Raw genomic sequence first — 21,428 nt, forward strand, 5'->3', positions numbered from 1 at the left:
CGGGGCAGCGACTGAGCTTAAGTGCACTTTCTGTTCCGTTGCTCCCCCAACCCCTATTTCCAGCAGCGAGGTGATGAATTCGTTTTGCTGTTGTGCGGCGGCGACAAAAGCAGCCAAAGCCGTGATATTGAAGCGGCTAAAAAACTCGCCAGCGAGTGGAGGTCAGAATGAGCGAAAAAATTTACGACTACGACCCAGCAGCAGCCCTAGACGGCCCTGAAGCAATCGCCGTCTTCATGGCGGAGCCCTGCCATTTCCTCTCAGCGCCATAATCCAGGACCTTCATCTCCTCTCTCCTTGATTCCGTACTTAACTACGGAGGTAGAGTTGAATCGTGGATCGAAAACCCGAGAGGAGATCGCCGTTATGAAACACCTAAGACTGCTGCTGGTAGTTGTAACGACCTGCAAACGAAAACGTTCCGACCTGCAATCAGCGCCGTTTTCGACCAGGATTAACTGCGACTGTCCGGCCCGGCAAACCAGCGTTAGCTGCGAATGAACCTGCATTGATCCACACCGACCTGCATTCCATCGTCGCCAACCAGCATTAACTGCAAGTCAGAGGATCTTGTGGGTAGGGATCACAGGTTTCGACGCAGACTTAATACCATGTTTGCCAACGAGCGGATTCCCCGGAATTTTTGTCACATTATGAGCTTGATGAATCCTTTGCATGTCTTAAATTAAATAACGGGTTAAGTGACAATTTTTGACGGCCAGAGCTTTCCGACTCAAACTGTCACATAATCGAACGTATATGTGACAGGACAAAATATGCAAATTGGCTACATGCGGGTATCCAAGGCTGACGGCACCCAGGGGACGGACTTGCAGCGCGATGCGCTGGTTGCTGCCGGCGTCGATCCGGCCCACCTCTATGATGATCAGGTGTCCGGCAAGCGCGAGGACCGCCCCGGTCTGGTCGCATGCCTCAAAGCGCTACGGCCAGGTGACACGCTGGTGGTCTGGAAGCTCGACCGGCTGGGTCGGGACCTGCGTCACCTCATCAACACCGTGCACGATATGACCGGGCGCGGTGTCGGGCTAAAAGTGCTGACCGGACATGGCGCTGCCATCGACACCACGACGGCAGCTGGCAAGCTGGTCTTTGGCATCTTTGCGGCACTAGCCGAGTTCGAGCGCGAACTGATTGCCGAGCGCACCATTGCCGGCCTGGCGTCGGCGCGGGCGCGCGGTCGAAAGGGCGGGCGTCCGTTCAAGATGACCGCAGCCAAGCTGCGGCTGGCCATGGCCGCGATGGGCCAGCCAGAAACCAAGGTGGGTGACCTGTGTCTGGAGCTTGGAATCACACGGCAGACCCTGTACCGGCACATTTCGCCCAAGGGCGAGTTGCGCCCCGATGGCGAGAAGCTGCTTGCCCGCACGTGACACGATGAGTGCCACCTACGCCATCGGCTTAGAGCCGCTAACACCACCTATCCACGAAGCGTGCGCAGATGATCGCGGCTGCCAACTTCAAAAGCGCTTCGTGGATGTCAAGGCGCCTTTCAAAGCGGATTCGCAGTTTGCCAAAGCCAGCAAACCATCCGTGCGTCCTCTCCACTACCCAGCGATGTTTGCCCAGCCTTTCGCTGCTTTCAATGCCGCGCCTGGCAATGCGGCTGGATATGCCTCGCTGCCTCAGATGGGCACGGCAGCGTTTGTAGTCATAGCCTTTGTCAGCATGCAGCTTCGCTGGTCGCTTGCGAGGTCGACCCTGCAGGCCTGCAACGCCAGGGATCGCATCCAAGCACCGCTCGAACATCATGGAGTCATGTCTGTTCGCCCCGCTGACAAGAACCACCAGCGGGATGCCTCTGGCGTCTACGACGATGTGCCGCTTGGAGCCGAGTTTTCCTCTGTCGGTGGGGTTCGGGCCTGTTTCCTGGCCCCCCGGGGGCTTGGTACCGAAGAGCCATCAATACTGGCCCGGCTCCAATCGATCTGGTCGTGTTCACGCAAACGCATCAGCATGGCCTGGTGCAACCTCTGCCAAACCCCTGCTGCGCTCCAATTCCGAAGTCGCCGCCAGCAAGTCATGCCGCTGCCATAGCCAAGGGATTGTGGGAGGTCTTCCCATGGAATGCCGGTATGCAACACGAACAAGATGCCGTTGAGGGCGGCCTCATCGCTCACTGCGAGCTTGCGTGCGCCACCTTTGGCGGAGGGAGTGAAGGTGGGGATCAGGGGCTGCAACTGCAGCCACAGTTCTTTGCTAACGGGTTGTCTTGCCATGAGGGCATGAAGCATAACTGCTTCATGCGGGTCTCTTGGGCAGTGGTGTTAGCGACTCTTAGAGTGCTTTATTTTCCGTTTTCTGAGACGACCCCACATAGGGCGAAAAGTCGCCGGCCGTGACGGCCAGTGGCAGGACGAGGGCGCTGGCGAGCAGAGCGCCGGTGAGTGCGATTTTCATCGTGTTCTCCTTATATGCCTATGGAGATCAGACGGCGACCACGGGGAAATCCACCGTGGTGTCGGCGATGTGGTTGGTGTAGTTGGTGAGCGTGTTCAGCGCGACGTTGGCGATCACTTCCAGTATCAGGCCGTCGTCGAGCCCCGCGCGGCGGTAGTTGGCCATGGCGTCGGCCGACACCACGCCGCGTTGCTCGACCAGCGCGCGGGCAAAGCCGGCGATTGCATCGTCAAGTGCGTTGGCCGCCTGGCCGGTGCGGGCCGCGGCGATGGCCTCTGCCGACAGTCCGGCACCTTTGCCGATCAGGGTGTGTGCGCTCAGGCAATACTGGCAGCGATTGGCTTGACCGGCAGCGAGCGCAACGATCTCGCGCTGGGAGGCATTCAGGCGGCCGGTGCCCAGCGTTTCGGACAAGCCGAGGTAGCCATTGAGCGCCGCCGGCGCGTGGGCCAGCGTGGCGAACAGGTTCGGCACCATGCCAAGCTTGGCTTTGACGGCCTTGAGTGTGGCAGCGGTAGCGGCGTCAGCGGTGTCGATGGTCAGGGGGGCGATTTGGGTCATGTCTATCTCCGTAGTGGGTGAGGTGCAAGAGCACGTGGGCATGATCGCCCTTTGTTTGGTACGATATGGCACGTAAAGTATCAAATACGTAACCTATCGTCTTATATGGAGAGTGGAATGGCGGATCGACTGGCCGGCTTGCTCCGGCACTACTCGCTTTCGGCGCGCGTTTTTCACAGCGGCGCCTTCTGTGGGCAGCATCATTACGCGGCGCCGCATGGCTATATCCATCTGGTGCGGCGCGGCCCGATTACGGCGCGTTCGCCCGTGCATGAAGATCTGCTGGTTACCGAGCCGAGCCTGCTGTTTTATCCGCGCGTGGCGTCGCATCGTTTTGTCGCCGCCCCCGGCGATACCGCTGAGCTGTTGTGTGCGGAGGTCGACCTGGGCGCTTCGACGGGCAATCCGTTGGCCATGGCCTTGCCGTCGATGCTGCTGATTCCGTTGGCGGACTTGCCCGGCCTCGGGCCGACGCTAGAGTTGCTGTTTGCCGAAGCCGAGCGCGACCAGTGCGGTCGGCAGGCCGCCATCGACCGCTTGTACGAGTTGCTACTGATCCAGTTGCTGCGTTATCTGATGGATGGGCGGCTTGGCGCCACCGGACTGCTGGCGGGCCTGGCCGACCCGAAACTCGCGCGCGCCATAACCGCCATGCACGATGCGCCGCAGACCGCGTGGTCGCTCGAGGCGCTGGCGGCGAAGGCGGGCATGTCACGCGCGCGCTTCGCCGCCGCGTTCAAGGACGCGGTGGGCGTCACGCCGGGCGACTATCTGGCCGACTGGCGGATGAACGTCAGTTGCACCCTGCTCAAGCAGGGGCGGCCGGTGGCGGTGGTGGCCGACCGCGTCGGCTACGGCAGCCCGAACGCTCTGGCGCGCGCCTTCCGCGTGCGCATGGGCTGCGCCCCGCGCGACTGGCTGGCGCAGCAGCGCGGTGACGCGGCGCTCAGCGGTTCGTGAGTTTGAGTTCGATTCGCCGGTTCTTGGCGTAGGCGGCGCCGGTGTTGCGCTCGTCGAGCGGGTGAAATTCGCATCACGCCGGAACAACTGGCGGAACTCCAGGTGGCGATCCGTCAACGGCTGGTCAGTCTGTTCGTGCGGCGCGGCCGGCTGGACAAGGCTGAGTCAGTGGCGCAGGTAGCTGGATGACGCTGTCCCGCCCTGAGCCGACGCTCACAGGCGGGGATTTCCAGTGTCGTCATTGTCGGCTATTGGCCGGCAGCAGCCCGTCGTTGCCTGATGGATCCAACCCCTCCGCTGCTATAGTGCAGTCGGCTTCTGACGTTCAGTGCAGCCGTCTTCTGAAAACGACAGTGACCCGCCGCGAGCACGCCCATGAACTGCGCACCTACCTGCAACTGGCCCCGTTTGGCCTGTCCGACTTCCGCAACCTCGTGCGCGAGCTGACCGAGTTGGCCCAGCAGACCGACAAGGGCTTGCTGCTGGCCAGCCAGGCTCTGGAGAGCCTGCGGCAGAAGCGGCGCATCCTGCCGGCGCTGAGCGTAATTGATCGGGCCTGCTCGGAGGCCATTGCGCGGGCTAATCGGCGGGTCTACCGCGCCCTGGTCGAACCACTCACGGACTCGCACCGTGCCAAGCTGGACGAACTGCTGAAGCTCAAGGCCGGCAGCAGCATCACCTGGTTGACCTGGCTGCGCCAGGCACCGCTGAAACCCAACTCTCGGCACATGCTTAAGCACATCGAGCGGCTGAAGACATTTCAGCTGGTGGACTTGCCCGAAGGGCTGGGCCGGCACATCCACCAGAACCGCCTGCTCAAGCTGGCCCGCGAAGGGGGGCAGATGGGGTTTGGGGAGCAATGGAACCAAAAACCAACGTAAGCCCTACCAACGCTTTTCGGTGTCTTCTTCCCAGGCGCCCATCTCGACAAAACAGTTGCGCATGTCGGCCTCCTGGCTGATCTCGGTCAGCAGGTCATGCACGCTCTTGTCCAGCTCATCGTCGCTCCGATACGGAATGGTCAACTCATAGTGGCCGGCATCCAGCCGCTTCATGCCATAGGGCTCCAGGCAGTAGCGCTCAATGTTCTCCGTGGCCCGCTTCCGGCCGCGCACGAACTTGCTGTTATTCACCACCGCGAGGCGCAGGGTGACGGTGGCCACCCGCTCGGCGGCGGGCGGCTCTGCCGGCGACGCGGCCGAAGGCTGCTGGTCGCGTGACCTGGCGCTCTTCTGGTACGCGCCGATCTCGACACCACGGTGGCGCAGGTAGCTGTACAGCGTGCTCTTGGAGATGTGCAGCTTCTCGCCGATCGCGCTGACGCTCAGGCGACCTTCGCGGTAGAGGGTTTCGGCCGCCATGGCGGTGGCCTCAGCCTTGGCTGGCAGGCCCTTGGGACGGCCACCGATCCGGCCACGCGCCCGTGCGGCCGACAGACCCGCCTGAGTCCGCTCGCGGATCAGCTCGCGCTCGAACTCCGCCAGCGAGGCGAACAGGTTGAACACCAGGCGGCCTTGGGCGTGGGTGGTGTCGATGGGGTCATTCAGGCTCTGTAAGCCGACCTTGCGCTCTGCCAGCTCGCCGACCAACTCGACCAGGTGCTTGAGGGAACGCCCAAGGCGATCCAGCTTCCAGATCACCACGGCATCACCCGGCCGCACGTTGGCCAGCAGTTTGTCCAACTCCGGCCGGGCGCTTTTCGCGCCGCTGGCGATGTCTTGGTAGATGCGTTCGCACCCGGCCTGTTTCAGGGCATCGACTTGTAGGTCGGCTTTCTGATCCCGAGTGCTCACTCGCGCATAACCGATCTTCATCAAAAGTACTGTTTACTCGACTACGTTAGTAATAGTTGAACTTTGATTAAGCGTACCAGTTATTTGAACCGTAGCGCGGGGAGCTTAACGAACCGAGCCATTCCTCGATAGAGTTCGGCAAAACCTTCGTTTTGTCGAACCATTGCATCGCCCTTTGTGATTGGCGTATAAACACACAAACACCTATTAGCGGAGAACGCTATGAATACCATTCGCTGGAATGTCGCCGTCTCGGCCGACACCGACCAGTCGCTTCGGATGTTTCTGGCCAGCCAGGGCGGCGGCCGTAAGGGCGACCTGTCGCGCTTCATCGAAGAAGCGGTACGGGCACACATCCTGGAGCTGAGCGCTGAGCAGGCCAAGGCCGCTAACGCCCATCTGAGTGAGGCAGAATTGACCAACGCGGTTGACGAAGCGCTCGACTGGGCACGTAAGCGCTGATGCGGGTCGTGTTGGATACCAACATCCTGTTCAGCGCCCTGATCTCGCCACATGGCGCGCCCGATGCGATCTACCGTGCCTGGCGGGCGGCGCGTTTCGAGGTGGTGACCTCGCGGATGCAACTCGATGAAATTCGTCGAGCCAGCCGCTATCCCAAGCTTCAGGCCATCCTACAGCCCGCCAAGGTGGGCGCCATGATCAATAACCTGCAACGGGCTGTGGTACTGGAGCGCCTGACCATCGAGGTCGAAGCCGATGATCCGGATGACTCGTTTTTGCTGGCCATGGCCTTGGCGGGCGATGCGGACTACCTGGTAACCGGTGATCGCCGCGCCGGCCTGCTGCAACGCGGGCACATCGAACGCACGCGGATCGTCACGCCCGCCGTGTTCTGCGTCGAGGTGCTGTGATCAATGCCGGTCGGTTTTCTGACTCAAGAGCAACGCGACGGTTTTGGCCGCTATGTTGATTCGCCCAGCCGTGAAGAGCTGGAACGTTACTTCCACCTGAGCGATGAAGACCGTGAAGCCATCCAGGTGCTGCGGGGTAACCATAACCGTCTGGGTTATGCCGTTCTGCTGACCACCGTCCGCTTCGTTGGCGTTCTGCCGGACAAGCCCGCCGCCGTGCCGGTGGAAGTCCTGCAGGTGCTTTGCCGACAACTGGCGATTCCAGACCCCGACTGCCTCCAGCGCTATAGCGATCATCGCCGCTGGATACATGCCACCGATATTCAGAACCGCTTTGGCTATCGTCATTTCACCGATCCGGGCATCGGCTTTCGCTTGAGCCGCTGGCTGTATGCCCTCTGCTGGACGGGCACCGACCGGCCGGGAGTGCTGTTTGAGCGAGCCACCTCGTGGCTGTTCACACAGAAAGTCCTCCTGCCTGGTGTGTCTCAACTAGAGCGCTTTATCGCCCAGTTGCGCAGTCGGGTCGAAGAACGCCTCTGGTTTACGCTGGGCCGCAGCGTGACTGAGGAACAGCGATTGCAACTGCAAGACTTGCTGACGGTGGCCGAAGGCAACCGCAGCTCCCGGCTGGATCAATTGCGCTCCGGCCCGGTCATGGTCAGTGGCCCCGCGTTGATTCGGGCACTGCGCCGGCTCGATGACGTGCGCGGCATCGGCATCACCTTGCCGGCGGCGGCGCACATCCCTCCCAGCCGTATCGCCGCCCTGGCCCGCTTCGCCAACACGGCCAAGGTCACCGCGATTAATCGGCTGCCGGCGTCGCGGCGGATGGCGACACTGGTGGCCTTCGCACTCTGCCTGGAGGCGACTGCGCACGACGACGCACTGGAAGTCCTGGAGGCCTTGCTGCGCGACCTGTTCAGCAACGCGGAGAAGGCCGACAAGAAAGCCCGCATGCGCAGCCTGAAAGACCTGGATCGGTCGGCCGCGACGCTCGCCGCCGCGTGCAAGGTCGTGCTGGACAGCTCGATCAGCGATGACAACGTGCGCGCCCGGCTGTTCAACGACCTGCCGAGGACCACCCTGGAAAAGGCCCTGGAAGAGGTCAACGCGCTGATCCGCCCGGTAGATGACGTCTATTTTCTTGCATTGGAAGCGCGCTACCGCAGCGTGCGCCGCTTCCTGCCCGACCTGCTCAAGCACATCCGCTTCGGCTTCAGCCCGGCCGGCAAGGGCGTGGCGGCTAGTCTGGAGTGGCTGCAACTGAACCTGCCGCGCCGGAAGCCAGAGGATGACGCGCCGCAGGAGATCGTGGCCAAGGCTTGGCAGAAGCACATCACCCGCGAAGATGGCTCCCTCGACATGGGTGCCTATGTGTTCTGCACGCTCGATGCGCTGCGCACGGCCCTGCGCCGCCGCGATGTCTTCGTCTCGCCCAGTTGGCGCTATGCCGACCCGCGTCTTGGCCTGCTCGACGGTGCCGAATGGCTGGCGGCGCGACCGATCATCTGCCGGTCACTGGGCCTGACCATCGACGCCAAAACCACCCTGGACGCCTTGTCCGTCGAGCTGGATGCAACCTGGCTGGCAGTAGCCGCGCGCCTGCCCGACAACCCGGCGATTCAACTGAGCGAGAACACCGAGGGCAAGACCGAACTGTCGCTCGGGGCGCTGGACAAGCTGGACGAGCCCTGCTCGTTGCTGCAACTGCGGGCGGCCGTGTCTGACCTGATGCCGCGTGTCGATCTGCCGGAAATCCTCTTGGAAATCGCCGCCCGCACTGGCTTTTCCGAGGCCTTCACCCATGTCTCCGAACGCAATGCACGCGCCGACAACCTGGTCACCAGCCTCTGCGCGGTGCTGTTGGGCGGGGCCTGCAACACCGGCCTGGAGCCCTTGATCCGCACCGACAACCCGGCGCTGCGCCGTGACCGGCTGCCCTGGGTCAGCCAGAATTATATCCGCGACGACACCCTGTCAGCGGCTAACGCCATCCTGGTCGGAGCGCAAAGCCAACTGGAACTGGCCCAAGTCTGGGGTGGCGGCGAGGTCGCCTCCGCCGATGGCATGCGCTTCGTCGTACCGGTGCGCACCGTGCATGCCGGCCCCAATCCGAAGTATTTCGGCACCGGCCGGGGTGTCACCTGGTACAACCTGATTTCCGACCAATTCTCCGGCCTCAACGCCATCACCGTGCCCGGCACGCTGCGCGACAGCCTGGTGTTGCTGGCGGTCGTGCTGGAACAGCAGACCGAGTTGCAGCCGACGCAAATCATGACCGACACCGGGGCCTACAGCGATGTGGTGTTCGGGCTCTTCCGCCTACTTGGCTACCACTTCAGTCCGCGGCTGGCCGATGTCGGCGGTACCCGCTTCTGGCGCACGCGCCCGGACGCGGACTACGGCAAGCTCAACGGGCTGGCCCGCCAGTCGGTCAAACTCGACCTGATCGCCGAGCACTGGGACGACCTGCTGCGCCTGGCCGGCTCGCTCAAACTCGGCCGGGTGCCGGCGACTGGCATCATGCGCACGCTGCAAACGGGAGATAGACCCACCCGGCTGGCCCAGGCGCTGGCCGAATTCGGGCGGATCGAAAAGACTCTGCACACGTTGACCTATATCGACGACGAGTCCAAGCGCCGCGCCACCCTGACCCAGTTGAACCGAGGCGAAGGCCGGCACAGCCTGGCCCGCGCCGTGTTCCACGGCAAACGCGGCGAGCTCCGCCAGCGCTACCGCGAAGGCCAGGAAGACCAGCTCGGTGCTCTGGGCCTGGTGGTGAACATCATCGTGCTGTGGAACACCCTCTACATGACGGCGGCCGTGGAACGGCTCAAGCAGCACGGCTATCCAGTGCTGGAAGAGGATTTGGCCCGGCTATCGCCGCTGATCTACGAGCACATCAACATGCTCGGGCGGTATTCCTTTGCGGTACCGGAAGAAGTTGCGCGCGGCGAGCTGCGGCCACTGCGTAATCCAGACGACGACCTGTGATCCCCCTAAACGCTATGAGCAACACCCAAGCTGCTGCTGGATCGGCGGGCACTTCACCGAGCCGAACGAACAGAAAACGCAGCAATCCCCTGGGTTGGGGCGCAGCAGCGCCTTGCAGTTGCTGCACTCGTAATAGAACTGGCAGGCGTCCGTGGGCATGGTTTCCGGCTTGGCGAAGCCGCAGCGCGGGCAAGTCAGCACGGACTCAAGGACAATGGCGCTCATCGTGACCTCACTTCTGCACTGTGGAGGGGTATCCCGCGTTCGCGGTCGCCTCAGTCAGTGCCTCGGGCTGGGCCTTATCGGGATCGTAGGTGACGGTCGCCGTCTTCTGGTCGAAATTGACCTGGACGTCACTCACGCCGGACACCTTCTCCAGCGACTTCTTGACCGTGATCGGACAGAGTCCGCACGTCATGTTCTGCACGTCGAGCGTGACGGTTTTCGGGGGAGCCGCCAGCGCCACGAAGGGCAAGGCGAAAAGCACGGCGATCAGCAGTTTGCGCATGGTTAATCTCCTTCAGTAGAACAGCGGGGCGAGCCACGGCACGGCCAATAGGCCGAGCAGCAGCACGCTGACGATCCAGAACACGAGTCGCTGTCGCACGAGCGTGCGCGGATCGGCGCAGGGTGTACCTGGCGTACAAACCTGTGGCACCAGGTAGAGCTTGCGGAATGCCAATCCCAGGAACAGTAGAGTCAACCCGATGAAGAGGGGGCGTAGTGGCTCCATCATGGTCAGAGCGCCCACCCACGTACCGCCGACACCGAGTGCCAACAGCACCAGTGGCCCGACACAGCACACCGACGCACCGATGGCGGTCAGCGAACTCGCGACCAGCGAGCCTTTCCCGGTGAGTTGCATCCCCATTCCCATCTCCTGAGCCTGATTGCCTAGGTGCTATTCTAAACTCCGTACCAAAGTACGGAATCAAGGAGAAAGTGATGGCCACAGAGCTGACCATTGGCAAGCTGGCAGACGCCGCCGGGGTGAACGTCGAGACGATCCGCTACTACCAGCGACGCGGGCTGCTGGATGAACCAGCCAAACCCTTGGGTGGCCATCGGCGCTATCCGGTGGACATGGTGAAGCGACTGCGTTTCATCAAGCGGGCTCAGGCGCTGGGTTTCACGCTCTCGGAAGTCGGTGGACTGCTGACGCTGGATGAGTCGTGCGCCTGTGCCGAAACGCGAGCACGGGCTGCACGCAAGCTCGCGTTGATCGAGCAGAAGATGGCCGACTTGGTCGTCATGCAGCAACTGTTAGGCGAACTGGTGCAGCAATGTGATGCGGGAGACGGCGGAACGATCTGCCCGATCATCGAGGCACTGATCAGAGAGTAATGCCTGGCGGGTGAGCTGGAGATCGGAAAGCCCCTTTACGGTGGGATTCAGAGCTTACGTTGGTTTTTGGTTCCATTGCTCCCCAAACCCCGTCAATGCGATTGCACCGGGTGAGATCGAGACGTCGATCCTGTCTGCCGGGACCGAACTGATCGTCGATCAGCAGATCCCCATGCACCGCTTGGGCAAGCCGGAAGAAGTCGCATCCCTGGTGCATTTCCTCTGCACCCGAGGCGCGTCGTACATCAACGGTTCGGAGATTCATGTCAACGGTGGTCAGCACGTCTGAAATAATCTGGAAATCCCGGCCGGAAACTTCCATCATTCGGGCCGGGCATCCGCCGCAGATGAGCGATCAATGAGCAACCCCTACCCTATTCAAACCCTCAATCACTCTTACCTGGGCAGTGGCATCTACGAGTTGCTGCGCGAGGCACTGATCACCGGGCGTTTCCAGCCCGATGACCGCCTGCGCATCCGCGACCTGGCCGAACAACTGGGCACCAGCGTCACACCGGTGCGCGACGCGATCCTGCAACTGGCCAAGGAACAGGCGCTGATCCTCAAGACCCCGCGTGACATCCGCGTACCCATCCTCACCGCCGCGCAATACGGCGAGATCCGCAGCATCCGCCTGGCGCTTGAAGGCCTGGCTGCGGAGACGGCCGCCGCGCTGGTGACCGACAGCGAACTCGCAGACCTGCAAGCCTGCATCGAAAACAACATCGCCGCGATCAACGCCCAGGACTTGCAAGCCGCTCTCAAGTGCAATCAGCAATTTCACTACGCGCTGACCACCATCGCGCGCATGCCGGTGCTGGCGGGTTTGCTCGATAGCCTGTGGATGCGCACCGGCCCACTGATCGCCCGTGCCTATGGCAACTTCAACGAGCGCATGGCCATCGACCATCACTGGGAAGTGCTCGACGCACTCAAGCGCCGCGATGGCGCGGCGGCACGGGCGGCCATCTGCCGTGACATTCTCGATGGCAACGAGAAGATGCTCGAGTACATCGAGATGGCGCAGGCGGACTGATTGGCAGTCAATTCGACTGTTGACGAAACATAGATGACCAGTTAGTTTATTAAAACTTTCTCATCACTGGATGTCTCTGTCATGGCTCGCCCGGTCAACCTCGAAGTCAGATCCCGTTTGCTGTCGATTGGCCGCCAGGTGGTTCACAACCGTGGCTTCAACGGCTGCGGCGTCCAGGACATCACCGCCGCTGCCGAGATTCCCAAGGGCTCTTTCTACAACTACTTCGCCAGCAAGGAAGACTTCGCGGCAGAGATCCTCGAGGAATACTGGACCTCGATCGAAACCCGCCACGGGCCGATCTTCTACGACGCCCGGGTCAAGCCGCTGGAGCGCATCGGCCAGTTCTTCCAGGCCCTGGTGCTCGAGCACGGCGAGCATGAATACAGCCTGGGTTGCCTGATTGGCAACCTGTCCCTGGAAATGTCCAATGGCAGCGAACAAACCCGCAAGCGTCTGGCCGATGTGCTGGCGCGCTGGGAAGGTTTGCTCGCGAGCTGCCTGCGTGAAGCGCAGCAGCGCCGCGAACTCTCTGAAACTCACGACGCCGAAGCGCTGGCCAGTGTCATCGTCGAAGGCTGGGAAGGTGCGGTCATGCGCGGCAAGGTCCTGCGCGACGGTGCACCTCTGCAGCGTTTCGTATCGATGGTCTTGCCTCGGCTATTGGAGTGAGTTTTTTTTCCTCATTAATAAGACGACTGGTCATTTATATAAAGCAACATTCACGTCTCATCCACGCAAGCACCCAAGAGGTAAATCGTCATGAGCCATCTGTACGCCGACCCCGCCGAACCCGCACTGCCTGCCACTGGTTTCAAGCTCGACCTGAGCAAAGCCGCCCTGGTGGTCATCGACCCACAGAACGACTTCCTCAGCCCTGCCGGCGCCAGTTGGGCGGTGTTCGGTGAGAGCATCGTCGAGAACAACACCGTCGAAAACCTGGAAAAACTGTTCAAGGCCTTCAAGGCTCACGACCTGCCCGTGGCCGTGTCGCCACACTATTACTACCCGCACGACCACGACTGGCATTTTGGCGGTCCGCTGGAAAAGGTCATGCACAGCATCTGCATGTTCGATCGCAAGGGACCGAACACCCTGGAAAACTTCGAAGGCTCCGGCGCCGATTTCCTCGAGATCTACAAGCCGTACATTCTCGACGGCGAGACCATCATCGCCTCGCCGCACAAGGTCTACGGCCCGGAAACCAACGACCTGGCGCTGCAATTGCGCAAGAAAGGCGTGTCGCAGATCATCCTCGCCGGCATGGCGGCCAACCTTTGCGTGGAATCACACCTGCGCGAACTGCTCGAACAGGGCTTTGAAATAGTCGTGGTACGCGACGCCACCGCCGGCCCGCGCCTGCCGGATGGCGACGGCTACCTGGCGGCCATCATCAATTACCGCTTCCTCGCCCACGGGCTGTGGACCACCGAAGAGACTATCGCGCAACTGCAACCGGCTTGATCGTGCCCGAGCGGCCGGGCATCGCGCCCCCCCGCTCTTTCTCGAGAACCCCCGATGAAAATCCCCGCCCGTTATGAGCATTTCGTTTTCGGCGTCGTTCAATCCGGCCTGACCTGCGCGGTCGCGGCCGCCATCGCCACCACACCCCATGCGCTCGACCTGGCCTTTGCCGGCCGCTGGTTGAACGCGTGGGCGCTGTCGTGGGTATCGATGTTGCCGGTGGTGGTGCTGGCGGCGCCGATGATTCGGCGCGTGGTGAGGCGGATGACGGTGGGCTGAATGACTTGGCTATGACTCACCCAACACACCGCCATCGCGAGCATGCTCGCTCCTACCGGGGGCTTCGGGGCTGCTCGCGACAGGCGCGCAAGCCCGCACCCGACGCACGAAATACTGTGCCCGTTCGCATTTTCGCAATAAACCACTTTTCATCCGCGCATTTGTAGCCGCTTCGTTCACGGACAAGCCGGTACATTAGACCTCCATGGTCCCGCAGAGCGACCGACAACAAAACCTACAGCTCGCCCAAGAAAATCTGCCAACCATTCGGAGTCTTTCCATGAGCACATTGCGCACTACAGCTTTCCAACTCGCGAGTCTGGCCCTGTTCATCGGTAGCGCCACCCAGGCCATGGCCGAGGACATCACGTTCGTATCCCAGGGCGGTGCTTATCAGGAAGCCCAGAGCAAGGCGATCCTGGAGCCTGCGGCGAAAAAGCTCGGTCTGACGCTCAAACAGGACAGCTCGCCCAAGGCCTACCCGATCATCAAGACCCAGGTCGAGAGCGGCAAGGTCACCTGGGACGTGGTGGACCTGCCCACTGGCGACTGCATCCGTGGCGAAGCCGAAGGGCTGTTCGAGAAGCTCGACCTTGCGCTGATTCCCAATGCCGCGCAAATACCCGACAGCCTCAAGGACGAATACAGCGTCGGCTACATCAGCTACTCCACGGTGCTGGCGTATCGCACGGACGCGTTCAAAGGCGCGGACGTACCCAAGACCTGGGCCGACTTCTGGGACACCAAAAAATACCCGGGCCAGCGCTCCCTACGTAACCTGCCACGTCCAACCCTGGAAATCGCGCTGCTGGCCGATGGCGTGCCGATGGACAAGCTCTATCCGCTGGACGTCGATCGCGCCTTCCGCAAGCTTGAGCAGATCAAGCCCGACATCGCCACCTGGTGGACGTCCGGCGGGCAGTCGGCGCAGCTGATCAGCGACGGCGAAGTGGACATGATCCAGGCCTGGAACGGCCGTATCACCGCCGTACAGGGGTCGCCTCAGAAAACGGAAAATAAAGCACGCTAAGCCGGTTGCAGCGGTCGTAGCGGCCTGAACTTGCCCGCGCCGATCTTGGCGCTGCTGCGCCAGAGGTAATCGCCGGTGAGGTTGATGTGCTCCCAACCGAGCGGCGACAGGTACTGCAACAGCGCGTCATCAACGGCATGGCCGTTGCCACGCAGCGCGTGCGCAGCCCGTTCCAGATAGACCGTGTTCCACAACACGACGGCAGCCGTTACCAGATTGAGGCCGCTAGCCCGGTAGCGCTGTTGGCGCTGATGGAAAATTGACCCACCCTGCCGATTGAAATTTGACCCAGGGCGGATTGCTGATTTTGTTACCAGCAACTGTGGATAAGTCTACCAGCGCAGCTGCTGTTGCCCCCACTCCTTCGCTAGCCCAGTTCAGTTGTTTAAGACCTGCCACACGCAGCCATGTAGCAGGCCGTCGTCGCCATGAAATCAGAACGGCTCATCGTCCTCCGGTTCCTGGCCGCCCTTACGCTTTCGCTCCCGTGATTTGATCTTGGCCTGGGCCGCCAAGCTGCTGTGTTGCAGGCGATAGGACTCGTTACCGGTTTCGACGATGTGGCAGTGGTGGGTCAGCCGATCCAGCAGGGCGGTGGTCATCTTGGCGTCGCCGAACACGCTCGACCATTCGGCGAAGCTCAGGTTGGTGGTGATCACCACGCTGGTGTGCTCGTACAGTTTGGACAGCAGGTGAAATAACAGCGCGCCACCGGCCTGACTGAAGGGCAGATACCCCAGCTCGTCGAGGATGACCAGATCCATGCGCAGCAGTGCCTGAGCGATCCGCCCGGCTTTGCCGTCGTGTTTTTCGCGCTCCAGCAGATTGACCAGATCGACCGTGGAGTAGAAGCGCACGCGCTTGCCATGCCGGGTGATGCCGGACACGGCCAGTGCGGTGGCCAGGTGGGTTTTGCCGGTGCCTGGGCCGCCGATCAGCACCACGTTCTGCGCGGTGTCGGTAAAGCTCAGATTGGCCAGCTCGCTGATCAAGCGAGCGTCGGCGCTGGAGGCGCTGAAGTCGAAGCCGGCCAGATCGCGGTGCATCGGCAGCTTGGCCATGTTCATCTGGTGGCTCACCGAGCGCATGGCACGATCCGTGTGCTCCTGTTCCAGCAGGTGTTCAAGCAACCACTTGGACGAGGCTGTGTTCGACTCACCCTGCACAGTTAACTCCGCCCAGGCAGTGGCCATGCCGTGCAGGCGCAGTTCCTTGAGTTCCGCCATCAAATCACGCATGACCGATCTCCTCGGTCTGGCCACGCAGGCGGTCGTAGCGCGCCGTGTTGGCGACGGGGGCTTCCTTGAGCGACAAGTGGGTTTCGACGCTGGGCGGCGGTTCGGATGCTGTCAGCCGTGCCACGACATTGAGGATGTGTTCGGCGCTCAGGCTGCCGCTCTCCAGTACCAGCTCAACGGCTACCAGCACGGCATCGAGCCCAGCCACTGGTGCGGCAGCCAAGACTTGCACCATGATCCGATCACCGCCGGCATGACGTTTCAGTCCGTGCTTGAGCTGACGCAGCGGCGCTGGCAGATCAGCAAAGGGCGCTCCGTTGCGCAGCGCGCCGGGCTTGCGCTCAATCAGCGGGATGTAGTGCTGCCAGTCGTAGCTGACCTGGTCGCGATCCAGCAAACGCGCATGGCTGGCAATCAGCGCATCATCGGCCACCACCTCGATGCGGGTCGGATACAAACGGCTGCTGACCCACTTACCGGCGTACTCACAAGGCACCGAGTAGCGGTTACGCCCGACGCTGACCAGGCAGGTACTGGAAACCCGCGCAGGCCGTTCGACGTAACCGTCGAAGGCCGCGGGCATAGGCATCAGTTCGGCGCGCTCCAACTCCAGCACCTCGGCCACACTGAGCCCGCTGTATTGCGGGTGCGTCAGCTCGTTCCAAAGCGCGCGGCAGCGCTGGCCCAGCCAGGCATTGAGTTCCTCGAAGGAGTGAAAATGGCAGTCCTGGGCGTCTAGCCAGATGCGCCTGCGGCTGTCTTGCACGTTCTTTTCAACGATGCCCTTTTCCCAACCAGCGGCGACGTTGCAGAAGTCTGGATCGAACAGGTAGTGCGCGCACATCACCGCAAAACGCGCATTCACCGTGCGGCCTTTGCCCTTATTGACCCTGTCGACGGCGGTCTTCATGTTGTCGTAGATGCCTCGGCGCGGCACGCCGCCAAAGGCGCCGAACGAGCGTGTATGGGCGTCGAATAACATCTCATGGCCCTGGCTCGGATACGCCACCAGCCAGAACGCACGGCTGGCACACAGCTTCAGATGTGCCACCTGCATACGCCGGTAAATGCCGCCGACCAGCAAGCCTTCCTCGCTCCAGTCAAACTGAAACGCCTCGCCAAAAGCAAAGGTCAGCGGCACAAAGGCCTGCGACGCCTTGCCCTGTCCCCCTCGCCAGGCACGGATAAACGCGGTGAGCTGGCTGTAGCCACCGTCATAACCTTCGGCTTTGATTTGCGCCAACAGCGCCTTGGCACTGCGCCGCTGTTGCTTGGGCCGCAGCGAATCGGCTTTTAGCGCCTGCTCCAGCGTGGCGTGAAAAGGGCTGAGTTTGTTGAAGATCGCGCGGCGTTGGTAGACCGGCGGCTTGGCCTCAGGTGCTCTGACCCACTTGCGAATCGTGTTGCGCGCCAACCCGGTGCGCTTGGCTATCTCATGCAGCGACAGCTTGTCGCGGAAATACATCCGGCGAATTTTGCCCATCATTTCCATACTGATCACCCTGTGTTCTCCTGCTCAAAAATTGAGCAGAAGCAGTTGAACACCTGGGTCAGTTTTCAGTCGGCAGAACAGCCTCTACTGGGTCAGTTTTCGGTCAGCGGCAACACCGCTGGTGCTTTTTCTTGGCATGGCAGCATTTCTCTGTAAAGGGTTGTACCTCGATCCCTCGGCGTTGCCCTCAGCGTTGATTGACAAGCCGTTCCCCAATTTCTCCCTGCAATCCGTGCAAGACAATAGGTCCCTGACCCGTGCCGATTTGCTGGGCAAACCGGCGCTGGTAAACGTTTGGGGTACCTGGTGCGTCGCTTGTCGGGCAGAACACCCAGTGCTGAACAAACTGGCCCAGCAGGGGGTGGTGATTCATGGAGTCAATTACAAAGACGTTAATTTCGATGCTCTGAACTGGCTGAAGGATTTTCACGACCCTTATCAGCTGAATATTCGCGATGAAGCCGGCAGCCTCGGATTGAATCTGGGCGTGTACGGCGCGCCGGAAACCTTCCTGGTCGACAGTAAGGGCATCATTCGCTACAAGCACGTCGGCGTTATAGATGAGACGGTGTGGCGTGAACAGCTTGCAGATCTTTATCAAGGTCTGGTGCAGGAGGGCACGCAATGAGCCGGTTTCTATGTGGAACTCTCTTAGTGTTGTGTTCCGCTAGTGCCGCCCAAGCTGCCATCGATGCTTACGCGTTCAAGGATGAGGTCGAACGCGCCCGGTACACCGAGTTGACCCGGGAACTGCGTTGTCCGAAATGTCAGAACCAGGATATCGCAGACTCCAATGCCCCCATCGCCGCCGATCTGCGAAAAGAGATCTTTCGCATGCTCGATGAAGGTCAGAGTAATCAGCAGATCATCGACTTCATGGTCGATCGCTATGGCGAATTCGTGCGCTACAAACCTGAGCTGAACAGCCACACCTGGTTGCTCTGGTTTGGGCCTGGCGGTTTGTTGTTGGGCGGTGTGTGGGTGATTTACTTGATCGTTGCACGTCATCGTGGTCGGCATGGCGATGATGTTGAGGTGTTTTCTGACCAAGAGCGTCAACGGCTCCTCCTCCTATTGGGTAAAGAATCTAATGATTGATTTCTGGCTATGGGTCGGCCTGCTGTTGCTGGTTGCCCTCAGTTTCGTGCTAATCCCTGTGTTGTTTGTACGTCGTGCCCAAAGCGAAGAAGATCGCACCGCTTTTTACGTGGCGCTGTATCAGGAACGCCTGGCGGAGCTACAGCTTCAGCAAGGGGACGGAGTGATGTCTCCTGCGCAAAAAAACAGTGCCCGCTCTGAGGCGGACCGCGAATTGCTGGCGGACACCGAAGGAGCTGGCCTCGAACGTTTTTCGACTACAGGCAAGCCGCTACCAGTATTCGTGGCTTTCTTGATACCGGCGCTGGGGCTCGCGCTGTACCTGCATTTTGGCGCCAGCGACAAAGTCGAGCTGGTTCGTGAGTTCGCCCAGCCTCCCGGTTCACTCGCGCAAATGAACGACCGTCTGGAACGCGCGGTTAACGCCCAACCGGAGTCAGCTGAGAACGCTTATAACCTGGCCCAAAACTACATGGCTCAAGGGAGGCCCGACGATGCCGCTAGAATGTTCGAACGAACGGTGTCACTGGCCGGTCGCCGACCGGAGTTATTAGGCGAGTGGGCTAAAGCATTGTATTTCTCTAACAACAAAATGTGGTCTCCGCCAATCAAGGCGCTGACAGATGAAGCTTTAAATGGAAATCCGGGTGAGCTCCAGAGCTTGAGTCTCATAGGTCTGGCTGCGTTTGAAGAGCATCGTTACCAAGATGCTTTAAAATATTGGCATCACGCATTAGCAGAGATGGGTTCCGACCATCCGTCACACGCTGCTTTAGTACAGGCCATTGGAAAGGCAAGAAACGGTCTTTCAGCGGATGAAAAAAACAACAATTTGACGATTAACCATGTTGCTGGCTTGCCACCAACACCGCTCAAGGTACGGGTGGACATTTCCCCGGAAATTTTCGAAAAGGTCGCTTTGGATGACAGTGTGTTCGTTTTCGTACAGACGCTATCGGGCTCCAAGGTACCTCTCGCTACCATACGACTTAAGGTCTCAAGTCTGCCGGCCGAGGTGGAGTTTTCAGGCGCTGATGCAATAGTTACCAGCAACACCTTATCGCAGACAGCCGCGATTCAAGTGACTGCTAGGGTCTCTAGGGGAGGGAAGAGTAGGTCGGGGGAATGGTTGGGCCGAAGCTCGACGACATTAAATTCGAAGAGCGCTAGGCTGAAGCTTACGATCAACCTTCCGGATATCTGATCGACTGCACCGCAAAGTGCTGTTGCCAGGTACTGTAAAATAGAAGAGTGAGCACTTGATTTGCTGGTGCTTTCAAACAACGGTGTTGTTTTTTTAACAGCCGAACTGGAAAGGGAGGCTGAGCTGCTCAGTGATCACTTTATCCGTTGGCTGATTTACGCCGGCATGTTCGCTACCAATGTCATCAACTTTGGAAATTATCCATAAATATCATATAATTAGCGCTCAAATCAGTGCATGGGAGAAGCCCTTTTGACTACCTATACCGCATCGCTTGACACCGCCAGCCAAGCCCTGGTTTGAAAATTGTACAAAAAATAACCAGTCCGCTCGATTGTCCCGCCTTCATCGCCGCCCACCGCCAGAATCCTCAAGACTTTACCCGCCGACGCCAGCTCACCTTCAAGAACCTCGTCCTGTTCCTGCTCAATCAGCCGCGCACGGCCCTGCAAACCGAACTCGATCAGTTCTATCGCGTACTCAATCAGGCGTCGACTGAGACGCAAATGGTCACTGCGCAGGCCTTCTGCAAAGCGCGCAAAAAGCTCAACCCCGAGGTATTTGAAAGTCTCAATCACCTCCTGCAGCAACAAATTGACTGCTTCGGGCTGCGTCAGAAGTGGCGTGGGCTGAGGGTGCTCGCGGTGGATGGCTCGACCGTGCATTTACCCCTGGAGTCGACCATGGCGACCTTCTTTGGCAGTCACTCTGGCTTTCCCATGGCTCGCTTGTCCACACTCTACGAAGTCGCTGACGGTCAAACCCTGCATAGCCTGATCGTGCCCCTGACCGTCGGCGAGCGCGACTGTGCCCATCTGCACCTTGAGCACCTGCCGGCTGACAGCCTGACGCTGTTTGACCGTGGTTACCCTGGGCACTGGTTATTCGCGCTGTTCGCGCAGCAACAGCGGCACTTTCTGATGCGCCTGCCCTGTGGCTATAACGCCCAGGTCAAAGCGTTTCTATACTCTGGCCAAGTTGAAGACACACAGCTTTTCGTGGCCAACCATCCTGAAGCACGTCTGTTCTGCTCCGAGGCTGGCGTTGATCCTGCCAGCCAGATCGAGCTGAGACTGATCCGGGTCGAGTTGGCCAACGGCGAAAGCGAGGTATTGCTGACCTCGTTGCTGGATCGAGAAGCCTTTCCCGCTGAGGTGTTTGCCGAGCTTTACCACCGCCGCTGGGGCATCGAAACCGACTTCCGTCGCCTCAAACAAACCCTGACGCTGGACAACTTCAGCGGCCGCAGCGTGACTGCTGTAAAGCAGGACTTTCATGCCGCTCAACTGTTGAAGAACCTGGCGCTGTTGATGCAGCACCTGCTACAGCCGGTCATCGAACAGCGCCACAAAGGTCGCAAGCTGCGATGGAAAGTCAACTTCACCCAAGGCGTGTCACGGCTCAAAAATACCCTGGTCGAGCTGCTGGTGCGGCACTGTGCTCAGGGGCTGAGCAATGTGCTGGCCTTGATGGCTAAAAGCCTCAGTGCCGTACGCTCAGGCCGTAGCTTTGCGCGCCAACGCAAACGCGCAGCCAGCCGAGGTTGTGAGGGCTACAAACCGACGCGCTGAAGAAACACCACCGCCCAACCTCCGTGCAAAAAAAAGCTGGCCACAAGCGGTCGGCATAGGCTCGTCCGGAG

The 21,428-nt window shown here is 60.5% G+C and carries 24 protein-coding genes and 4 pseudogenes; 18 read left to right on the top strand and 10 right to left on the bottom strand.

All coding sequences use genetic code 11. From position 1 onward, the window contains the following. Positions 1 to 54: 54 nt before the first annotated feature. A pseudogene (locus NUV89_RS05565) lies at positions 55 to 171 on the top strand (type II toxin-antitoxin system RelE/ParE family toxin); the annotation flags it as partial. A 605-nt stretch (positions 172 to 776) separates the two neighbouring features. Further along, positions 777 to 1,391 (top strand): recombinase family protein, encoded by a 615-nt coding sequence (locus NUV89_RS05570; protein WP_047306878.1) that lies wholly within the window; start codon positions 777 to 779, stop codon positions 1,389 to 1,391. A gap of 37 nt (positions 1,392 to 1,428) precedes the next feature. Here the strand turns inward: NUV89_RS05570 and NUV89_RS05575 are convergent. The 3 genes from NUV89_RS05575 to NUV89_RS05585 all read right to left on the bottom strand — a co-directional run bounded on the left by NUV89_RS05575 (position 1,429) and on the right by NUV89_RS05585 (position 2,979). Continuing rightward, a protein-coding gene (locus tag NUV89_RS05575) for an IS5 family transposase (RefSeq protein WP_099421609.1) occupies positions 1,429 to 2,237 on the bottom strand; the annotation gives its coding sequence in 2 pieces (ribosomal slippage) (positions 1,429 to 1,907 and positions 1,907 to 2,237; 810 coding nt in all). 58 nt (positions 2,238 to 2,295) lie between these two features. Further along, complete coding sequence (locus NUV89_RS05580; protein ID WP_256213827.1) at positions 2,296 to 2,418, bottom strand: hypothetical protein; 123 nt, start codon at positions 2,416 to 2,418, stop codon at positions 2,296 to 2,298. Positions 2,419 to 2,445: 27 nt separating this feature from the next. Further along, entirely contained in the window at positions 2,446 to 2,979 is a 534-nt protein-coding gene (locus NUV89_RS05585) for a carboxymuconolactone decarboxylase family protein (protein WP_020309197.1), read from the bottom strand. Between the two features lie 117 nt (positions 2,980 to 3,096). Between NUV89_RS05585 and NUV89_RS05590 the strand changes: the two genes are divergently transcribed. Together NUV89_RS05590 and NUV89_RS05595 are read left to right on the top strand one after the other, a co-directional pair. Continuing rightward, a complete protein-coding gene (locus tag NUV89_RS05590; protein WP_047306875.1) occupies positions 3,097 to 3,939 on the top strand; it encodes an AraC family transcriptional regulator in 843 nt (280 codons plus the stop codon). A gap of 350 nt (positions 3,940 to 4,289) precedes the next feature. Then, a pseudogene (locus tag NUV89_RS05595) lies at positions 4,290 to 4,784 on the top strand (DUF4158 domain-containing protein); the annotation flags it as partial. A 39-nt stretch (positions 4,785 to 4,823) separates the two neighbouring features. Here the strand turns inward: NUV89_RS05595 and NUV89_RS05600 are convergent. After that, entirely contained in the window at positions 4,824 to 5,753 is a 930-nt protein-coding gene (locus NUV89_RS05600; protein ID WP_003150544.1) for a recombinase family protein, read from the bottom strand. A gap of 201 nt (positions 5,754 to 5,954) precedes the next feature. Between NUV89_RS05600 and NUV89_RS05605 the strand changes: the two genes are divergently transcribed. The 3 genes from NUV89_RS05605 to NUV89_RS05615 are packed head-to-tail and all read left to right on the top strand — an operon-like array spanning position 5,955 to position 9,601. Beyond that, positions 5,955 to 6,194 carry a ribbon-helix-helix domain-containing protein gene (locus NUV89_RS05605; RefSeq protein ID WP_003089107.1) on the top strand — a complete coding sequence of 80 codons (240 nt, stop codon included), beginning with the start codon at positions 5,955 to 5,957 and terminating at the stop codon, positions 6,192 to 6,194. Beyond that, positions 6,194 to 6,604: a putative toxin-antitoxin system toxin component, PIN family gene (locus tag NUV89_RS05610; protein ID WP_003150546.1), complete on the top strand. Its 411-nt coding sequence runs from the start codon at positions 6,194 to 6,196 to the stop codon at positions 6,602 to 6,604. The genes NUV89_RS05605 and NUV89_RS05610 overlap by 1 nt, the downstream gene beginning before the upstream one ends. Positions 6,605 to 6,607: 3 nt before the next feature. Then, the gene (locus NUV89_RS05615) at positions 6,608 to 9,601 is read left to right on the top strand and encodes a Tn3 family transposase (RefSeq protein ID WP_257780593.1); all 2,994 of its coding nucleotides are present in this window, start codon (positions 6,608 to 6,610) and stop codon (positions 9,599 to 9,601) included. A gap of 12 nt (positions 9,602 to 9,613) precedes the next feature. On the opposite strand, the gene NUV89_RS05620 is transcribed toward NUV89_RS05615, so the two are convergent. From NUV89_RS05620 to NUV89_RS05630, 3 genes are read right to left on the bottom strand one after another with little or no spacing between them, the layout of a single operon-like run. Further along, on the bottom strand, positions 9,614 to 9,826 hold the full coding sequence (locus NUV89_RS05620; protein ID WP_003089113.1) for a GDCCVxC domain-containing (seleno)protein: 213 nt from the start codon (positions 9,824 to 9,826) through the stop codon (positions 9,614 to 9,616). 7 nt (positions 9,827 to 9,833) lie between these two features. Further along, on the bottom strand, positions 9,834 to 10,109 hold the full coding sequence (gene merP, locus NUV89_RS05625; RefSeq protein ID WP_003150552.1) for a mercury resistance system periplasmic binding protein MerP: 276 nt from the start codon (positions 10,107 to 10,109) through the stop codon (positions 9,834 to 9,836). A gap of 12 nt (positions 10,110 to 10,121) precedes the next feature. Beyond that, positions 10,122 to 10,472, bottom strand: coding sequence for a mercuric transporter MerT family protein (locus NUV89_RS05630; RefSeq protein WP_003089115.1), 351 nt, complete (start codon positions 10,470 to 10,472; stop codon positions 10,122 to 10,124). Positions 10,473 to 10,546: 74 nt separating this feature from the next. Between NUV89_RS05630 and merR the strand changes: the two genes are divergently transcribed. The 7 genes and pseudogenes from merR (at position 10,547) to NUV89_RS05665 (ending at position 14,754) form a co-directional block, all read left to right on the top strand. After that, a complete protein-coding gene (gene merR, locus NUV89_RS05635) occupies positions 10,547 to 10,945 on the top strand; it encodes an Hg(II)-responsive transcriptional regulator (RefSeq protein ID WP_003089120.1) in 399 nt (132 codons plus the stop codon). Positions 10,946 to 11,036: 91 nt separating this feature from the next. Continuing rightward, positions 11,037 to 11,234: pseudogene (locus NUV89_RS05640) on the top strand (SDR family oxidoreductase); the annotation flags it as partial. Positions 11,235 to 11,303: 69 nt separating this feature from the next. After that, positions 11,304 to 11,981, top strand: coding sequence for a GntR family transcriptional regulator (locus NUV89_RS05645; protein WP_016487046.1), 678 nt, complete (start codon positions 11,304 to 11,306; stop codon positions 11,979 to 11,981). A gap of 81 nt (positions 11,982 to 12,062) precedes the next feature. Further along, positions 12,063 to 12,653, top strand: a complete 591-nt coding sequence (locus NUV89_RS05650; RefSeq protein ID WP_003465041.1) for a TetR/AcrR family transcriptional regulator — start codon at positions 12,063 to 12,065, stop codon at positions 12,651 to 12,653. 90 nt (positions 12,654 to 12,743) lie between these two features. After that, positions 12,744 to 13,445 (top strand): cysteine hydrolase family protein, encoded by a 702-nt coding sequence (locus NUV89_RS05655; protein ID WP_003465039.1) that lies wholly within the window; start codon positions 12,744 to 12,746, stop codon positions 13,443 to 13,445. A 54-nt stretch (positions 13,446 to 13,499) separates the two neighbouring features. Further along, complete coding sequence (locus NUV89_RS05660) at positions 13,500 to 13,724, top strand: DUF2798 domain-containing protein (protein ID WP_003465037.1); 225 nt, start codon at positions 13,500 to 13,502, stop codon at positions 13,722 to 13,724. A gap of 280 nt (positions 13,725 to 14,004) precedes the next feature. Continuing rightward, a complete protein-coding gene (locus NUV89_RS05665; RefSeq protein WP_134612791.1) occupies positions 14,005 to 14,754 on the top strand; it encodes an ABC transporter substrate-binding protein in 750 nt (249 codons plus the stop codon). On the opposite strand, the pseudogene NUV89_RS05670 reads toward NUV89_RS05665, so the two are convergent. From NUV89_RS05670 to istA, 3 genes and pseudogenes are all read right to left on the bottom strand, one after another. Then, a pseudogene (locus tag NUV89_RS05670) lies at positions 14,751 to 14,999 on the bottom strand (Tn3 family transposase); the annotation flags it as partial. The gene NUV89_RS05665 and the pseudogene NUV89_RS05670 sit on opposite strands and share 4 nt — an antisense overlap. A gap of 189 nt (positions 15,000 to 15,188) precedes the next feature. Then, a complete protein-coding gene (gene istB / locus NUV89_RS05675; protein ID WP_054882055.1) occupies positions 15,189 to 15,992 on the bottom strand; it encodes an IS21-like element ISPst3 family helper ATPase IstB in 804 nt (267 codons plus the stop codon). Further along, positions 15,985 to 17,484: an IS21 family transposase gene (istA, locus tag NUV89_RS05680; RefSeq protein WP_101509640.1), complete on the bottom strand. Its 1,500-nt coding sequence runs from the start codon at positions 17,482 to 17,484 to the stop codon at positions 15,985 to 15,987. The genes istB and istA overlap by 8 nt, the downstream gene beginning before the upstream one ends. Positions 17,485 to 17,602: 118 nt before the next feature. Here istA and NUV89_RS05685 point away from each other — a divergent pair, with 118 nt between their 5' ends. From NUV89_RS05685 to NUV89_RS05700, 4 genes are all read left to right on the top strand, one after another. Beyond that, positions 17,603 to 18,112 carry a DsbE family thiol:disulfide interchange protein gene (locus NUV89_RS05685; RefSeq protein WP_255260239.1) on the top strand — a complete coding sequence of 170 codons (510 nt, stop codon included), beginning with the start codon at positions 17,603 to 17,605 and terminating at the stop codon, positions 18,110 to 18,112. Next, complete coding sequence (locus tag NUV89_RS05690; protein WP_012080655.1) at positions 18,109 to 18,582, top strand: cytochrome c-type biogenesis protein; 474 nt, start codon at positions 18,109 to 18,111, stop codon at positions 18,580 to 18,582. Before NUV89_RS05685 ends, NUV89_RS05690 begins: the two co-directional genes overlap by 4 nt. After that, positions 18,575 to 19,786: a c-type cytochrome biogenesis protein CcmI gene (gene ccmI / locus NUV89_RS05695; RefSeq protein WP_012080656.1), complete on the top strand. Its 1,212-nt coding sequence runs from the start codon at positions 18,575 to 18,577 to the stop codon at positions 19,784 to 19,786. The genes NUV89_RS05690 and ccmI overlap by 8 nt, the downstream gene beginning before the upstream one ends. 299 nt (positions 19,787 to 20,085) lie before the next feature. Next, the gene (locus NUV89_RS05700; RefSeq protein ID WP_023082049.1) at positions 20,086 to 21,357 is read left to right on the top strand and encodes an IS4-like element ISPa1635 family transposase; all 1,272 of its coding nucleotides are present in this window, start codon (positions 20,086 to 20,088) and stop codon (positions 21,355 to 21,357) included. Positions 21,358 to 21,428: the final 71 nt, after the last annotated feature.

It is taken from the genome of Pseudomonas sp. 18.1.10 (assembly GCF_024655625.1).
GTDB lineage: Bacteria > Pseudomonadota > Gammaproteobacteria > Pseudomonadales > Pseudomonadaceae > Aquipseudomonas.